Below are 16,854 nucleotides of genomic sequence, written 5' to 3'. Positions count from 1 at the left end.
GGCAAAGCCTTACGAAGCGAGGGCACGGCTCGCGGTAGGCCGTCCTGCGCTGGATATTTCCTCGGCATATGCTCGCTTCACCTCCGTCAAGTTGCCTGGCCGGCAGCGCAAACAATGGCGCTACCGGGCCCGACAACGGGTCATCTTCATCGCGGATTGAATCTCCGACACCTCGCAGCATCGGACCGTCGCCACATTTCCCCCATGCTACAGCAGACAGGGACGCATGCGCTAGGTTTTCAGGCGACAATCAGAGGTTAGAATGAGTTCGGCCGCTCGCCTGGCGTCGATTGTCTGAAAACTTAGCTGCCTCGTCTCCGCCCTCACAACGAAGCCTGCCGGCAGCAATGGCGATGAGTGTTGCCTGACTGCCGCCGGCCTCGAACAGCGCATTAGGCGGGGCGCTCGTTCGAAAACAGCACATAGAAGCGCCGCGCGCCGTAGCCGGAGCGGAACAGCGGCTCGACGAGTTGAACCTCCCTGAACCCGCAATCGGCGAACAGGCGCAGCATCGAATCTTCGGTGTGCCAGAACGAGGTCGGGTTGCCGATCGAGGCCATCGGATTGTCGTTCTCGGGGAAGAGAACGCCTTCATAGCTGCCCTGCTGCACGATCGCGTGCCAGGGGCGGCTTTCGTGCGGCTCGAGAATCTCGGGCACGTGAACCTGCGTCTCCAGAATGACGGGCGCACCGTAGGTGCAGCGGCTTAGCAGACCCTTCTGAGCCTCGAGTTCAAGATGGTAGAAGAGACCGAGATTGGCGATCACGCCGAACCCGGACGGATCGTAGGTGCGCACATCGCTTTCGACGAAGCGGACCGATCCCATATCGGGGGGCAAGCGGACGTTGCGGCCATCGACTGCGGTCACATCATAGCCGCGCTTTGCGGCGAGCGCGCTGAACTTGCAGTGACCTGCGCCGAGATCGACGAGGGTCTTGGTCTCGGGCTTGAGCGTGTCGAGGATGTCGACGAACGTCCGAAGACGGTGTGCGCCGATATTGTCGTACTTCCGCCCAAGATCGAGGCGGCTCACCACCATCGGGTGGGGCGATGGGGAGCCCTGGGGTATCACGCGGCGCCACCTTCGAGCAGGTCCGCGGCGGCTACGGCTTCGTCTTCATTGTCCCGCGCCATCCCGCCCTCGGCATTGACAAGGTCCCCGACCGCACCAAAATCCGGCGGCCCAGCCGCCAAATCTTGCTGAGGGGAATAGGACCGGCAGAATTGAACGATCAACCCACAGTGGCCCACCTCGCAAGCGACCGAGCCGAGCATAAACATCCATGCGCCGGCTATCCCAAGGAAACTGAATTTCTGCGGGCTCGGCATCGCAAACCGTGCGCTCATGGCGCGCGCTCCATCAGACTCGACCAATGCGACCAGTGATTCGAGCAGCGCATCGCACACGCTGGTCTCGACCCATCGCCGATGTCGGCCAAAGACGCTGTTCCACTTGCTCTGCTCGTCGGGAAGAAGGCGCCGTTGCGCGCCCGTGCGTACGCCATCAACATCATGCCTTCGAAATAGCGTCGATAGTCCTGAGTCGGACGGCAGCCACCCCCTCGTCCAACCGGCAGAAGTGGGCCGACCAGCACCCAGTCCTCCTCAGTCACACCAGCCCGTTCGCCCAAGCTGCCTCCCAATGGCAGCCACGAATCACAATCAGATTCCACAGTCAATTTTTGACCACGGACGCTGGGAACGCACCTACATTCAGTAGCTCGGCCCAAAACCTGGTCGCCTCAGACAGAGAGCATTTGTCTTGGTTTGCAAGGCGGCAAGCCGATGCAATTCTATATGTGCGATCTGGATCGGCAGCAAGCGATCGTAAGGCGCCTAGCCATTCATCTTCGGTGTTGCTCACCAGTAAGCCATTTATTCCGTGGTCAACTATCCCTCGATAGATCGGGTTGTTGGTAAAAATACCGGCGGCTCCCAATGAGCCTGCGTCACAAAATTTAATCCGAGACTTTCCTCTATTATAAGCGTTGTCCAGCAGCGGCGCCACCGTTATATGGCAGGGCCGCCTTCTGGAAAATTCCTTATAGTCTTCCCATGGTAGAGGATCCATTAAATTGATACGGTCAAATCCATGTATCATCTCACGAATTGCCTTATGACCAAATAAATCAAAGTGGATTCCAGGATTTTCTTTACTAAGTCTTTTTATCGCCGGGATAATGAACTCCAGGTCTCGGCAGTGAGTGCTCGACCCATGATACCCTATGCGCAGCGGGCTGCCATCCAAATGATGGTCGAGCGATTCGCTTTCACGTATCGAGGGCGGCTCGAGCAGATACGTCTTTGGCGTATTGAAGCGCTTTAGCAAATACGGCGATGAAACGATCACCAGATCAGAGATATAAAACATGTACTGAAAATCGCAAAAAGTTACGTCAGTCAAACGGCGCCTATATGTTGCGGGAAGATCAGGCGTATCCACAGCCGATGGAATATCATCATCAAACAGATATATGATTTCCACGCGCCCCTTGCACTTAACCAGTTCGTCCATCCAGTTCGCCGAAATGTATCGTACAACAACGACCATGTCCGCATCGCGAAACAGGTCAGCGTCAGGCGGCTGCAGAGTTGTATTTACCACAGCGAGCTCACATTGTTCCGCCAAACACAATTGAGCGAGGGGGGCAAGTACATAGATTTCATCAGTCGGCAACGGACGAGGCCGTAGCAATAATATCCGACGCTTGGTCTGGGGGCGTTTTATTTTCTTGGTGTCCAAAGACGTAACGGCAATTGGCTGATAAAACGCAGATGAAGCGTCTTTGAAGAAAATCCTGGAACTTCTGACGGATGCCTTCCGCTTTTTATCGGCCGCGGTTGGGATGTATGTATCCGGACCTATCTGAATGTCCAATATATCGCCGTCATCTATTTCGATCGAACCGCCATCTCGACCAGAACGAGCATGGCAGCGCCATCCGCCGTCTTCCACGGCCATCTGGATGGGTGCCACATCACGAATCGTATCTCCGGAATTGAGGCTGATGTCGCAGTACTTTTGTGATCGGATCGCCTTTCGGAATAGCTCGAATCCAGGCGATCTCCAGCGCCAAAGAGGCAATCGGCTAAGGGAGCCGTCGTTAGCTAAGATTTCGAATACAAGAAACGATTCTCGGGTTTTAACGTGAGCTTGATGAGTGCGAGAAAAAGGCACTGGTAAAAAGTCTACTGTGTCGTGTGCTGGTCGCCCGTTTATGTATACTTGATAGTCGATTGGGCATGTGACATTGAATTCTATGCAGTTGGTAACGTAACCGTCGCGCTTGGCCACGTCACATTGCAGCAACGGATTTTCGACCCAGAGCGGAACAGCGTTGACGATGCCACAATACACTTGTTCATCGCCGGCCCGAAGCCATGCATGGACAGCCGCATGTGATTCTGACGTGATTGGAACGTCCCATGTGCCGTCGCTCAGGACGTCGCAGCAAGATACCAGCCGGCCGGATGACCAAAGTTCCAGCGTATGTGGACGCAGATGATCAGTCCGAGCAATCCCCTTTAAGCGGTGCCCGCCGGATTCCGCGGGAGCGAGCGCAAAATAGACGCTGGGGCAATGTGATTCGGGACGACCCGGCATGTGATCAGTCTTCCTTGGAATAATGAGGACGCGAAGGCGCGGATACACGTCTTCGCGGAATGGGGGGTGGCGCCGAGGCGGGATAGGGAAGGGGTGCCCGAAGGAACCAAAGTGGGGCGCCGACTGACGTTGTGGGGGGTCTTCGCCGAACGCGGTCGTGTGGCGTACCGCTATCGCTAAGGACGTCGGGGATAAACACAATAGCCACGCCGTTGCCGTTCGACGAAGGCGTTGGCTGGCAAGGATCATCTGCTCGTCGGTCGTGGCGACGCGGTTCGGCGCCGGGGAGCAGACGATCCCCGATCTGAGAGCCGTTGCCGCTGCTCTCGGTGTCACGAATGCCAGCTCTGCGACCTGCTCGATTTTGCGATACATCCCGCTACGCGAATCACCTTGGCTCCCGCCCACGATGTCGTAGCCTGTCGTTTTGGAGCGCAAGTGGATGTGGGGCATTGGACATGCGGGTTCGATTTTGGGTTCTTTCGGCCTTCCTTATCCTGCCGACGGGGTTGTCGTTCAATACGCGCGCCGGCAGCGCCGATCTGAAGTGCTGCGCGCAATCCCCGTCGCCCGCGAGACTGCCATCACGCCGCAATGGCCAGTCGCTAGCGCCTCGGCGGCCGCGAAATACCGCCGAGCCAGCTCGTCCAACAATGGATCAAAGGCTCCAAACCGCAACCGAAGGGCGCTATCGTCGATCACAGACCGGAATCGAGCTGGGCCGATTCGGCAGGGGAATCTCAAACCCGGAAATACCGCATACCGATTCAGTTGTTTATCAACGAGCCTTAGATGACCACAAAATCGGCAGCGGTCAAAGCCAGTCCCGGCGCGAGTGATGCGAATTTAATGGCGGCGCCGCTGCCTGTGCCGTCCGCGTCGTAAAACAACGAACCGGTGTTCGAATTGTAGAGGATGAGGTCGTCGGCGTCCCTTGGCGCCAGGATGGTATCCTTGAACAGGGATGCCGCCAGCACGCCGGTCGAGGTCAGCGACGTGAAAATCGCGTCATCAAGCCGGATGGTGTCGGCGGCAACGTTGAAGTCGATTATCTTATCGATATTGGTGCCGCCGAGCGCTGTCGAAAAGACGAAGAAGTCGATTCCGCTACCGCCGCGCAACGCGTCGGCGCCGCCCTTGCCGTCGATGATGTTAGAGCCGGCATTGCCTATGATCGTTTGCGCGTTCTCGTTTCCGGCGAGGTTGATGTTGGATGTCCCGGTCGAGCCAGATGTGGTCAAAAACTCGACGAATACGCCGGAGTCCAGAGCACAGTCGACGGATGTGACAACGCGATCGGCCGTGCCAGCCGCCGAGCCAGAGACCTCGATAATGGTGTCGAATGAATTGTAGATGCGGTAGGTGTCGTTACCCTTGCCGCCGATCAACGTATCGTTATTGCCAGCGCCCCCGTCATTCAGGACATTGTCGCCCGCGTTACCGATTATGGTCTGGAAAGACGCATTGCCGGTGAGGTTGATTGCCGCCGTGCCACCATTGGCAGTCGTTCTCAGCAACTCGATCTCCATTTTGGCGCCCAGCGCATAACTTATGCTGGCAATCGCACTATCGTTGCCTTCACCGCCTGACTCGATGATAAGATCCTTGGCGTTGTCGACGTAATAGACATCGTCGCCGATGCCCCCGACCAGCGTATCGGCACCACCCCGGCCATTGAGAACGTCGTTTCCCTCGCCGCCCGTCAGGGTATCCTTGGCCCCCATTCCATACAGCGTATCGTCGCCCCCGAGCCCGTTGATGAACGTGGCATCCAGCCGGCCGACGATCGTGTCATTCCCTTCGTCCCCGGAGATTGAGCGGTCGCGAGGGTCAAGGATCACGAAAGCCGCATCGTGAGTGTTGGTGGAATCCCCGGTCTCCGTATCATAAACAACGATCAGGCGCCCGTCCGGCATGACGGTGATGTCGGAAAGGGTCTGGTCTCCCGGATTGTCGATCCTGAACTGATCGCCGACGCGGTTCCCGGAGGCATCGAACATCTGGACTGCGACGTCGGAATCCGGGCTCGCGTCGATCTCGGTTCCGGCATTGCTCGTCCAGGCCATGACGAAGCCGCCGTCCGACGTCCCGACCACCTTCGGGTCGAGGCCACCAGCATCGGCCACGGAGCGGAGCACCGTGATATCGGAGCCATCCGACCCGATGACCTTGAAGTACAGTTTCTGGTCGTAGTCATCGTCCCAGGCCACGACCGCATTGCCGTTGGCGAGTGAGGTGACGGTCGGCGAACTGGGGCTGCTCGTCTCGCCGATGACGCGCTGAGCCGCTACCTCCAGGCCGTTCTCGTCGAAAACGGAAATCTGGATTGTGGTCACGCCCGTCGAAACGACGGTGTTCTCGAAAGCGACAGCAATGTTGCCGTTGGAAAGCACGGAGACGCTGGGATTGCGCTGCCAATCTGTCGATACACCGTGAGCGTCCATTACCACGCGTGGGAGGACGCCAGTGGGATCTTCGATTGATAGTCCAACATCATAGTCGCCAGCACCCTCATGATGAAAGGTGGTGAAAACGGAGACGATGCGCGTTGAACTGGATGGCGCGAAATGTCCGGCAATCTCATCATCGGAACTTGCTCTGACCGGCAAATCCGTCGTGACTCCGGTCGGGGTCAATACCACTCCAAACACATCATTGTCATTTGGGGCATACTCCAACACATAGGCCAGGTAGATATTGCCGTCCGGAGCCGAAGTAAGCCGCGGGTCGGACATGTACTCGACAGGCCACGAAAAATCGTAGAGCACATCTCCGCCGAAGGAATTGCCGAGCGCGTCATAAAATTGGCTGCTGAGATCGCCATAATAGTTACCGGCTACCGCAAACCTGCCATCGGAAAAGGAGGCCACGGTGGAGCCTGCGGCGACAATCGTCTCCGCCTTCCAGAGTGTAGGTGTGCCCGGCATTTCTCTATCCCCGCCAAGAAAATTTCGTTGATTCTTAGAATTTGTTGACTAACGTCAGCACAAGTGACCCGATAGTTGTCTGCATTCCGCCCGCCAAAGGTCCGGCTGCGACCAAAACTCTTTGCGTCAAGGTAGAAAATCCGGGCGACCCTGAAAACAGTCGCGAGTGGAAAAGCTTGGAATTCTTTGTCTTTTCCATGGAAATTCCAGGCTTTTCCAATCGGCCATTGTGTCGCTGGGGCAATAGGAAAGTAGCGGCGCCGCGAAATTCCGGGGCGCAGCCTTCGAAGGCGGCTTAGCCTCGCCCTTCTTCCTCTCTTCTGTGTGCGAATGGGGAGCGGCGCCTGCGTCGCGTTGATCTGCACGGCTTCAGCCAAGCCTGCGTAATGTGGAAGCAAGGGACATTCTGCTGGCAGGCATAAGCTCTCCCGCTCCAAGCGCAATCTCGCGGGCGACTAAGGTCGCAACTGCGCGGCCTGACGCAAAAGTTTGCCAAGCCATCGATTCAACCTATCCAGGCCGATCTGAGCGCTCGCCGTCGCGGTCGCGAATCGGCTTCCTTCATCGCCATTGTCGAAAGCCCGTCGCCCACGGTTCACGAGCGCCGTCGCGCCGGCACTTTTCCTGGGCATGAACCGTGTTTTCGACGATCGGAACTTGCTGGAAGGGAGATGAGCGTTGACTTGCACGTGCTTTCGCCCAAAAAAGCTGTGCTGCGGTTTTGTCGGACCAGAACAATCTGAAAGGCGCTGAAGGCTTGGACGGGACGAGATCCCGTTCCAACCGCTCGCGTCGAGCGCTTGAATTCGAGATGATGTGTTGATGAATATCGACCCTTCGCTGACCGCTAGATACCTGCGCGACGGCGCGGTGTTCCCGATCCGCGTGCTGACGGCAGAGGAAGCGGCCGACCGGCTCCATCGCATCGAGGAGATGGAGCAGAAGCGGGCAGGGCGGTTGCCCCCGGTGCTCAACTTCAAGCCGCATCTGCTCGTGCCGTGGCTTTGGGATCTCGTCACCGATCCGCGGGTCGTTGCACCGGTCGCCGGCGTACTGGGTCCTGACGTGCTGTGCTGGGCCTCAAGCTTCTTCGACAAGCGTCCGGGCGAGCCGAGCGAGGTTCCCTGGCACCAGGACGCAACCTATTGGGGATTGTCGGCTCCTCATGCGCTGACGGCATGGATCGCCTTCACGCCTTCGACGCGGACGAATGGAGGGCTGCAGGTGCTCTACGGCAGCCACACCCGGCTGCATGAGCACGGTCCATCCGCTTCCGAAAACAATCTGCTGGCGGGCGGCGAGGAAATCCGTGTCGATGTTAATGAGGACGACACGGTTCATGTGGATCTGGCCCCTGGCGAGATGTCGCTCCATCATCTGCTGATGATTCACGGTTCGAAGCCGAACACATCCGGCACGCGCCGCCTTGGTTTCGCCGTCCGCTACATAGCGGGCGACCTGACCCAGATCGGATCGATGAGAGGATCGGCAACCCTGGTCAGCGGGCGGGATCACGGAACCTTCGATCTGGAGCACGCGCCTGCGAGCGAGTTCGCGCCGGAGGCAGTTCGCCGCCATAGCCAAAGTCTTCGGAGTTGGATGAGCATCGTTTATCCGGCCGTGAAACGGAGCCACGATGCGCAAGCCTGATGGCATTCCCCAAAAAGCCTGTCTTGGTTTTCGCGAGAACGCGATGCGGCCGCGCGGAGCAACGAGATCGGACCGAATATGATTTTTGGTCCGGTACGATGGCAGCGGATGTCGCGCCGGCGCATTCGTATGGAGCGCTAGTGAGGAGGATCGAGCTTTTGCCCCGCCGGGAGCGCACGGCTGCTGACTTGAGCAGTTCCTGCCGCATCGCCGAAAATCACGCTCATGGCGCGCCGCAGCACCATGCGATGCCGCTTGATCGCTTCCGGATGGAACTCGCCTTCGGGTTGCTGTTCAAGAACGAAGGTGCCGTGATCGCGGCCCCTCACCAGCGTGGCAGAGTTCTCCAATCCGTCGAGCTGGCGGATGCTGGCCGGTATGTAGCGTATGGCGAAACCGACGCGCGGACCGCTCGACAGGTTCGGCTCCGAGCCGTGGATGATCAGCGGGTGATGGATCGACATCTCGCCGGGCCGCAGCACGATGTCGACAGCTTTTTCCTCGTCGATGTCGGCGGCCACCTGCTCGCGGCGGCCCAGCATGTTGTTCGGGTCATCCGGGTGATCGTGCGCAAGTTGCACGTGATGCGTTCCAGGCACCGCGCGTACGCAGCCATTGCTGCGGTCGCTCGGCGACAGCGCGACCCAGGCTGTCACCGCCTCGGGCGACGACAGTTGCCAATGGGTGGCATCCTGATGCCAGGTAACGTAGCGGCCGTCTCCTCCGTGCTTGGTGATGAAACTCGTGCCCCAGCACAAAATATCAGGTCCGAGCACCTCCTCGACCACATCCAGCACGCGGGCAGCGTGGACCAGATCCCAGAGCCACGGCACGAGCAGATGAGTCTTGGCGTTGAACGCCTTGGGCAGGCGTCCACCTCGTGCGGCCAGCATCGCCTCATAGCTGCTCAGATATTGGGCTGCCTCGTCGGCTTCCAGAACAGGGATCGGGAACACCAGGCCGTCGCGTTCGAACCGGGTTTTGGTCGCCTCGTCAGGTCGCATGCTCTTCTTCATTCCTTTCGCGCCAGCCGCGGCCGCGATCTTTCGACGCCAATCATGCCCGCGTCCGCGCCGGCCAGCAACAGGGTGCAGCTATCATGACCCGGTCGGGCGAGCGCCGCGTGCTGATCACCGGCATGTTCGATATGCAGAACTACGGCGACCTGCTGTTTCCGCTCGTCGCGCGGCAACGCCTCGCCCCGCACGGCATCGAGATCGTGCCCGTCGCGCCGACCGGCCGGTCGCCGGGCCTGGCCGATGCGATCGCCCCCATCCCGGCCGCGAGGATGCTTTCCGGCGAGGAGAATTTCGACGCCGTGCTCATCGGCGGGGGTTATCTCATCCACAATCACCCGATGACCTTTCTCACCGAATACATCAACGACGAGGTCAGCGACTGGGCATCCTCCGCGCTCTGGCTGGGAGCGACGCTCTCCGCCGCCCTGGCTGATGTGCCTGTGCTCTGGAACGCGCCCGGCGTGCCGCATCTTCTAGGCCGGGGCGTGCATCCCTTGACGACGTCGGCCTTGCGGGCCGCCAGCTATTTTTCGCTGCGCGATCGTGGCGCCGCCGAACTGCTTTCCCCGCCGCTGGACCTGCCGCTTGCCATCGTTCCCGATACCATCGCCGGGATAGGTGCCCTGTGGTCGAGGCAGCAGCTTGAGGCCGCTTATCGGGGTTTCCTTGAGCGCAAGGGCGCGGACCGGACGGCGCGCTACATGACGCTTCATCTGCGTGACCGGTCGGTCGCCGGCCTCGACATGGCGGTTTTGGCGGCGAAGATCGACGCATTTGCGCAATCGCACGGCCTGACCCCGCTCCTCGTCGCCGTCGGCCGCAATCACGACGACCCGAGGACCGCGAACCGGCTGGCTGAGCATCTGAAGCAGCCTCATGTCCTGCTGGATGACCCGCTGAGCCTGTGCGAGATGACGGCGGTTTTCGCGCATTCGGCGCTTTATATCGGTGCGTCGCTGCACGGATACGTGGCCTGCGTGGCGCACCAGGTTCCATCCGTCCTCGTGGCGCGGCCCGCCTATCGCAAGTTCGCCGGCTTTCTCGAACATACCGGGCGCTCGGAAGACATGGCGCGCGACTGGGATGCCGCCCTTGAGAAGGCGGCGGCAAAACCTGCTGGAGCCGCGCCGCCGATTTCCGCTGAGGTTCTCGCCCGGCTCGACGAGCATTGGGCGCGTGTCCTTGACGGGGTCAACGAACCCGGCCGCAACGCCGGCGCACGACGCGACTTCCTGCGCGATGTCCTCCGAATGGGACTCGACAACAGGGGGGCGAGTTGGGCACTTGCACCATTCCTCAGCCCGTCGGGATCGAGATCGCTACGGCGCGACGAAACCGCTTGAAACCAATAAGGAGGCAAGCCCTTGGCCACAACATTGCAGGACATCGACGGCGATACTTTGCGCGCCTGGATGATCCAGTACATCACCACGGTGCTCGACCTGCCGGAAGGCAAGCTCGACACCTCGGAAAGTTTTACGACCTACGGCCTCGATTCGGTGGAGGCGGTCGTGATGGCGGGTGTGATGGAGGAGGAGTTCCGCGTGCCGGTCGATCCCATGCTGTTTTTCGAGCATCACACCATCGATGATTTCGTCCAGACCTACGCCAAGCCTTCCGAGCAGTCCCTGGCGGGTGAGAAAACCGGCTGAGCGCCCCTATGCATCCAGACCTGTCGCTGGTTGTCGTCTGCTACGAGATGTCCCGTGAATTGCCGCGGACGCTTCGATCGCTTTCGCCCGCCTACCAGCGCGGGGTCTCGTCCGGGAGTTACGAGGTCATCGTCGTTGACAACGGATCGGCCGAGCCGCCCGACGAGAAGCAGTTCGCGGAGCTTGGCCTGGCGCTGCGCGTCCTGCGCTGCCGCGGTGCTTCGCCCTCGCCCGTCGCGGCGCTCAACGAGGGATTGGCGGCGGCGCGCGGAACGCTTGTCGGCGCCTGGATCGACGGCGCCCGGCTTGCGTCGCCCGGTCTGCTTCATGCCGCGACGCGGGCGGCCTCGCTCCACCCCAGGCCGATCGTTGCGACGACGAACTACCAGCTCGGTTTCCAGCGGCAGCATCTGAGCGCCGCCGAAGGTTATGATCGCACGCGGGAAGACGCGTTGCTCCGCTCGATCGACTGGCCGCGCGACGGCTACCGCCTGTTCGAGGTGGCGACGCCGGAGATGAAAAATCCGCCCTTCGGCCCGATGCTGGAAAGCAACGCCCTGTTCATGCCTAAGAGCCTCTGGGACGAACTCGGCGGCTATGACCCTGCATTCACCGAGCCGGGCGGGGGCATGGTCAATCCAGATACGCTGGCGCGCGCCTGCGCGCTGCCGGAAACCCAACTTATCCGCCTGATGGGCGAGGCGACATTCCACCAGACTCACGGCGGGATGACGACGAGCAGCCCGGAACTGGCGCTGCGGACCTTGAACGAAGGCAGCCGCTTCTACCTGCGGCTTCGCGGTCAGCCGCTCAAGCCGGTCCGCAACCTCGGATGGGTTTTCGACGCGTCGAAGGGTGCGATCCTGGAAGACCACGAGCATCGCCAGGCCCTCGCCGGAAAAGGCGGCCGATGACCGAAGCGCCAGTCCATTCCCTGCTTTCGATGCTGCGCGGCCACGCGCGGCGCGACGGCGCGCGCCCCGCTTTGCGGTTCCTCGGCCGAGGCGAGGAAGTGAACGACGAAGCCGACTACCGCGCGCTTCATCAGACCGCGGCAATCGTGGCCGGCAACCTTGCAGCAGCCGGCCTGACCACCGGCCCTGTGCTGCTCGCTTTGCCTCAGGGGCTCGATTTCGTCCGCTGCTTCTTCGGTTGCATGTATGCTGGCGCCATCGCGATCCCGACGCCGGCACTGACCGACCCGCGCGCTGCGCAGCGTATCGCCGGCATCGTCGAGGCCGCCCGCCCCGCCGCCGTCATCGCGCCGGCGGAAGCTTTTGAAAGCCGTGGCTGGGCAAGCCTGCGCGAGCGTCATCCCGAGGTGGCGTTCCTGTCCGCGGGCGACCTTCTGCGTGGCAATGCCGCCGAGGATCTTCGCGAACCCTCGCCCGGCGACGTGGCCTTCCTTCAATTCACCTCCGGCTCCACGAGCCGGCCGAAGGGCGTCGCGATCACGCATCGCAACATCATGGCCAACCTGGCCATGATCAAGGCCGCCTTCGGACAGGTTGCAAGCGACAGCACGGTCAGTTGGCTGCCGCTGCATCACGATATGGGCCTGATCGGTTGCGTGCTGGAACCGCTCTATCTCGGTGCGCAGGCGATCCTCATGTCGCCGATCGCCTTTCTCCAGCGCCCGGCGCGCTGGCTGAAGGCGATGGCGCGCTTCGGAGCGACGACGGCAGGCGCGCCGAACTTCGCCTATGAATACTGCTCGCGCGCGATCGCGGACGACCAGATTCCGGAGGTCGACCTGTCGAGTTGGCGGCTTGCGTTTTGCGGCTCAGAGCCCATCCGTGCCGCGACGCTGGCCGGCTTCGCGCAGCGCTTCCGCTCCCACGGTTTTAACGAAAAGGCTTTCTATCCCTGCTACGGCCTTGCCGAGGCGACGCTTTTCGTCACCGGCGGCCGTCCCGGTATGGGCGTGCGCGAGCGAAAAATTGCGCGAAACGACAGCGCTCCCGTGTCCGTGGTTTCCTGCGGGACGCCGAGCCACGGCGCCTCGGTCCTGCTGCTCCAGCCGGACGCCGGCCAGCCGGTGCCGCCGGGCGAGATCGGCGAGATCGCGGTGAGCGGCGACCAGGTCAGCCCCGGCTTCTGGGATCCGGAGCGCGGCGGCGTCGTGCTGGACCTGGACCGTACGGTCGCTCTCGCCGGCCGCTCCTACCTGCGGACGGGCGACCTCGGGGCAGTCGTGGATGGGGAGCTTCACGTTGTCGGGCGGCTGAAGAACATGGCCATCATTCGCGGTGCGAACATCTATGCCGAGGATGTGGAACTGACGGTCAGGGACCTGCCCGAAGCCGCGGGGCTCGGCGGCGTCGTGGCATTGCCGGTCGCGGCCGACCCCACGGTCACCGAAGGCCTGGCGATCGTGTGCGAGGCCGGCCGCACAGGTGCATCCGGCGACCCCGAGCCGCTCCTCCAGCGGCTGGCCGGCGCCGTCGCGGACGCGCACGGCTTCCTGCCGCTCGACCTCGTCCTCGTGCCTGCGGGCGGCATCGAGCGCACGCTCAGCGGCAAGCTCCAGCGCGCCCGCACGGCGGAACGCCTTGCGAATGGTGAACTCGACGTTTTGGCCCGCTTCACGCCGCGCCGGCCGGTGTCTTCGCCGCGGGAAAACGCATGACGTCTTCCGGCTCCGATACAAGGCCGCGGCGCACCGCGCTGATCTCGGGCACGTTCGACGTGGGCAATTTCGGCGACTTGCTGTTTCCGATCGTCGCCGCCCATCGCCTGCGTCCGTTCGGATGGGATGTCCTGGCCGCATCTCCGACCGACGGAGCATCGGGCCTGCGGGATGCGGCGCCAAGCATCGCTCTCGCATCCGCGATCGGTGGCGGCAGCCCGATCGATGCCGTGCTGATCGGCGGCGGCGAGATCGCCCACGCCTTCCCGGCCGACTTCGTCACCGAATATGTCGAAGCCGGGCAGGCGAACCAGGCCTATGCAGCCCTCTGGTTCGGCGCCACGTTCCTGGCATCCCTTGCCGACGTTCCGATCGCCTGGAACGCTCCGGGCGCGCCTGCACCGTTTTCCGCGTCCTTGCGGGCGGCCGCGCTCGATCCGGCGCTGGCGGCGGCCGACTACGTGTCGGTTCGCGACGAAGCGAGCCTTCGCTTTCTCCAGCCGGAAGGCGGTTCGGCCCTCCAGGTCCCCGATACGGTCGCCGATCTTGGCAACGTCTGGCCGGCAACCTCGCTGACCGCGGACATTCGCGCGCTGCGCCAGAGAAAGGACATCGCCACCGACGACGCGCTGTTCGCGGTGCAGGCCAGGCCCGGTGGGCTCGGCAATGTCTCGCCCGAGGCATTGTCAGGCATGATAACCGACTTCGCCCAGCCGCGTGGGCTGACCCCGCTGCTCTTGTCGCTGGGTCCATCCCTCGGCGACTTCGAGGTGCTGCGCCAGCTTTCCCGCGCCATGCCGATCCGCCACGTCTTGCTCGACGATCCGGCGGGCCTGCGCGAGATGGCGGCGGCCATCGCGGGAGCGCGTCTCTATGTCGGCAACTCCATGCACGGCTATGTTGCGGCGGCCTGCTACGCCACGCCCGGCGTGATCGTGGCGCGGCCGGCCTTTCACAAGTTCGTTGGCTTCGCCCATCAGATCGACGCCGCCGCCGACGTCGCGCGGAACTGGCCGGACGCCCTGGAGCGTGCCGCCCTGCGCATAAATACCCGGCCAAACCTCGGCAGTTCGGTCGCGTCCGCCCTCGATCGCCACTGGGAGCAGGTCGTCAAGGCGATCGACGATCCGGAACCCGGGCGGGCCAAACGGGCCGCGTTCCTGCGGCGAGCCATCACAAACAGTTTGGGCCGCAACGGCTTTGACGCGTTGCTCGCGCCGCTTGTCAACGATCGCGTCGACAGGCGGTGGCGGACGCAGACCGCAGGCAAAGCGGCCGCGGGGATGGGCGCATGAACGCCTTCGTCACAGGCGGCGCGCCAGCACCCCAGCGCACCTGGATTGTGCCCCGGCACGCGCCGCTCACCCCGGCCCCGGGCGGCGGCTCGTGGTTCGTCACGCGGTATGCCGACGCCATGTCGCTCCTGCGCAACCCGCTTGTCGGGCCGACCGAGCCGTGGACCGCGATCGCGCGGGTCGGGCAGCGCGCCGGCCGCGACTTTTCCGGGCTGGCGAATTTGCTTCAAGGCATGCTGTTCAGCCCTAACGATCCCGACCACCCGGGCCTCAGGACACTCGTGCGAAAGGCGCTCGCCCAATCGGGTCCGGCCTTCGCCCCGGACGTCGTGTCGGCGGTCGTACGCGACCGGCTCGCCGCTGCGCGCCGGGCTGGCCAGGTCGAGGCGATGGAGGACATCTGCCGCGCCATTCCCACCGCAGTCATGTCCAATGCGCTCGGTATTTCGCCGGACACGGTCCAGGCGATCCGCCGGGCATCGCAATCGATTTTTCCGATTTACGCGCGTGCGTTGCCGCTCACGGTGCTGGCCCGGCTGGAGGCCGACGCGGTCGCGGCGGAAAATGCGATCCTGGACGAGTTGGCCAAAGCCGAAGGCGGGCTGGCGGCGCTGGTGGAACTCAACGAGGCAGGCTTCGGCTTCTCAACGCGCACCCTGGCACGATACGTGTTCTTTCTGGTGCTGGCGGGCGTGGAAACGCTGACCGGCCTGTTCGGCAACATGATCCTCCTGCTGCATCTCAACCCCGACGCACGCGCGGCCGTTGCCGCTGACCGTGAACTGATCGCCCCTTTCGTCGAGGAAGCTGTACGCTATGCCGGCCCTATGCGGCAGGCCGCGCCGCGCCTCGCAATGGCGGATACGATGGTGGGCGACCATCCCGTCAAGAAAGGCGACATGCTGCTGGTCGACCTCGAGCAGGCGCATCACGACCCCGCCGCCTTTGAGCACCCGGAACGGTTCGACATCAACCGCGAAGGGCCGCCGAACATAGCCTTCGGCGTTGGCGCACATGCTTGTCTCGGTGCCGCCCTCGGCCGTCTCGAAGCCAGGATTTTTCTCGACGCCATGCTGGACCACGCGCCGATGGTGCTGGTGAAGCCGGACCTGGAATGGGAACGGCACGTCTCCTTCCGCCGCTTGCAGCGGCTTGACGTGGCGTTCGAGGCATGAACGAAAGCGCCGATGGAGGGCTCGCGGTCAGCCTCGTGCTCATCTGCTTTCAGATGCAGCGCGAACTGCCGCGAACGCTCGTCTCGCTGTCGCCGCCCTATCAGCGCGGCATCGCACCAGCGGACTATGAGGTCATCATCGTCGATAACGGATCGGTTCCTCCCGTCGATCCGGCGACGTTGGCCGGGCAGGGGCCTGATGTCATCGTCGAAACCGTGGGAAACCCCACAGTCTCCCCTGCGCCGGCGATAAATTTAGGACTGCGGCTTGCCCGCGCGCCTCTGATCGGACTTTGGGTCGACGCCGCGCGTATGGCTTCGCCCGGCCTGGTACACGCCTGCGTCGAGGCGGCGCGTCTCCATCCCCGGCCGGTGATCGCGACCTTCAACTATCATCTGGGCGGCAGGCTCCAGTATTTCAGCGCCGCCGAAGAGCATACGCGGGAAGCTGAGGACGCGCTGCTGGCCTCGATCGGCTGGCCGGAGGAAAACGGCGAGCGCCTGTTCGAAATCTCCACACTCGACGCCAAAGGCGGAGTGACCGGACCCATGATCGAAAGCTGCGCGCTGTTCATGCCGCGCGCGCTTTGGGACGAGTTGGGCGGAGCGGACGAAGCTTTCGTCAGCCCGGGTGGGGGCGCGGTCAACCCCGACATCTTCATTCGCGCCTGTGAACTGCCGGACGTCCAATTGATCCGGATTCTCGGGCAAGGTACGTTTCATCAGGTGCATGGCGGGGTGTCGACGAGCGGCGGCGCCGGCCTGATGGAAGCCGGCAAGGCGATGAGCCGCGAATATTTCCGCATCAGGGGCCGGCCTTTTTCGGCGGTCCGCACAGTCGGCTGGCTCTACGACCCAGCCAGCAAAACCGTCCAGAAATCGGCATCGGCGACGATATGAGAT

The 16,854-nt window shown here is 62.4% G+C and carries 13 protein-coding genes and 1 pseudogene; 8 read left to right on the top strand and 6 right to left on the bottom strand.

The window, feature by feature from the left end; all coding sequences use genetic code 11:
- Positions 1 to 392 precede the first annotated feature (392 nt).
- From ACSBOB_RS20530 to ACSBOB_RS20510, 5 genes and pseudogenes are all read right to left on the bottom strand, one after another.
- Positions 393 to 1,073, bottom strand: coding sequence for a hypothetical protein (locus ACSBOB_RS20530; RefSeq protein WP_442577935.1), 681 nt, complete (start codon positions 1,071 to 1,073; stop codon positions 393 to 395).
- Entirely contained in the window at positions 1,070 to 1,408 is a 339-nt protein-coding gene (locus tag ACSBOB_RS20525; protein WP_442577934.1) for a hypothetical protein, read from the bottom strand. The genes ACSBOB_RS20530 and ACSBOB_RS20525 overlap by 4 nt, the downstream gene beginning before the upstream one ends.
- 268 nt (positions 1,409 to 1,676) lie before the next feature.
- Positions 1,677 to 3,605 (bottom strand): glycosyltransferase, encoded by a 1,929-nt coding sequence (locus tag ACSBOB_RS20520; protein ID WP_442577933.1) that lies wholly within the window; start codon positions 3,603 to 3,605, stop codon positions 1,677 to 1,679.
- Positions 3,606 to 4,142: 537 nt separating this feature from the next.
- Positions 4,143 to 4,307 (bottom strand): annotated as a pseudogene (locus ACSBOB_RS20515) (ISAzo13 family transposase); the annotation flags it as partial.
- A gap of 86 nt (positions 4,308 to 4,393) precedes the next feature.
- Positions 4,394 to 6,532: a calcium-binding protein gene (locus ACSBOB_RS20510; RefSeq protein ID WP_442577932.1), complete on the bottom strand. Its 2,139-nt coding sequence runs from the start codon at positions 6,530 to 6,532 to the stop codon at positions 4,394 to 4,396.
- Between the two features lie 822 nt (positions 6,533 to 7,354).
- Between ACSBOB_RS20510 and ACSBOB_RS20505 the strand changes: the two genes are divergently transcribed.
- Entirely contained in the window at positions 7,355 to 8,182 is an 828-nt protein-coding gene (locus ACSBOB_RS20505; protein WP_442577931.1) for a phytanoyl-CoA dioxygenase family protein, read from the top strand.
- A gap of 137 nt (positions 8,183 to 8,319) precedes the next feature.
- Here the strand turns inward: ACSBOB_RS20505 and ACSBOB_RS20500 are convergent, their stop codons facing one another.
- On the bottom strand, positions 8,320 to 9,186 hold the full coding sequence (locus tag ACSBOB_RS20500) for a phytanoyl-CoA dioxygenase family protein (protein WP_442577930.1): 867 nt from the start codon (positions 9,184 to 9,186) through the stop codon (positions 8,320 to 8,322).
- A gap of 95 nt (positions 9,187 to 9,281) precedes the next feature.
- Here ACSBOB_RS20500 and ACSBOB_RS20495 point away from each other — a divergent pair, with 95 nt between their 5' ends.
- Genes ACSBOB_RS20495 through ACSBOB_RS20465 form a run of 7 tightly spaced genes read left to right on the top strand, consistent with a single transcriptional unit; the run spans position 9,282 to position 16,851 of the window.
- Entirely contained in the window at positions 9,282 to 10,544 is a 1,263-nt protein-coding gene (locus ACSBOB_RS20495) for a polysaccharide pyruvyl transferase family protein (protein WP_442577929.1), read from the top strand.
- A 21-nt stretch (positions 10,545 to 10,565) separates the two neighbouring features.
- Positions 10,566 to 10,853 (top strand): acyl carrier protein, encoded by a 288-nt coding sequence (locus tag ACSBOB_RS20490; RefSeq protein ID WP_442577928.1) that lies wholly within the window; start codon positions 10,566 to 10,568, stop codon positions 10,851 to 10,853.
- A gap of 8 nt (positions 10,854 to 10,861) precedes the next feature.
- Positions 10,862 to 11,767, top strand: a complete 906-nt coding sequence (locus ACSBOB_RS20485) for a glycosyltransferase family 2 protein (RefSeq protein WP_442577927.1) — start codon at positions 10,862 to 10,864, stop codon at positions 11,765 to 11,767.
- Positions 11,764 to 13,482 (top strand): fatty acyl-AMP ligase, encoded by a 1,719-nt coding sequence (locus ACSBOB_RS20480; protein ID WP_442577926.1) that lies wholly within the window; start codon positions 11,764 to 11,766, stop codon positions 13,480 to 13,482. Before ACSBOB_RS20485 ends, ACSBOB_RS20480 begins: the two co-directional genes overlap by 4 nt.
- On the top strand, positions 13,479 to 14,777 hold the full coding sequence (locus ACSBOB_RS20475) for a polysaccharide pyruvyl transferase family protein (protein WP_442577925.1): 1,299 nt from the start codon (positions 13,479 to 13,481) through the stop codon (positions 14,775 to 14,777). Before ACSBOB_RS20480 ends, ACSBOB_RS20475 begins: the two co-directional genes overlap by 4 nt.
- Positions 14,774 to 15,952, top strand: a complete 1,179-nt coding sequence (locus ACSBOB_RS20470; RefSeq protein ID WP_442577924.1) for a cytochrome P450 — start codon at positions 14,774 to 14,776, stop codon at positions 15,950 to 15,952. Before ACSBOB_RS20475 ends, ACSBOB_RS20470 begins: the two co-directional genes overlap by 4 nt.
- Complete coding sequence (locus tag ACSBOB_RS20465; RefSeq protein WP_442577923.1) at positions 15,949 to 16,851, top strand: glycosyltransferase family 2 protein; 903 nt, start codon at positions 15,949 to 15,951, stop codon at positions 16,849 to 16,851. Before ACSBOB_RS20470 ends, ACSBOB_RS20465 begins: the two co-directional genes overlap by 4 nt.
- The last annotated feature ends 3 nt before the right edge of the window (positions 16,852 to 16,854 follow it).

Origin of the sequence: Mesorhizobium sp. KACC 23794, from assembly GCF_052180275.1 — a bacterium.
In the GTDB taxonomy this organism is placed as follows: Bacteria; Pseudomonadota; Alphaproteobacteria; order Rhizobiales; family Rhizobiaceae; genus Kumtagia.
This window is presented reverse-complemented; position numbering and strand designations above follow the sequence as displayed.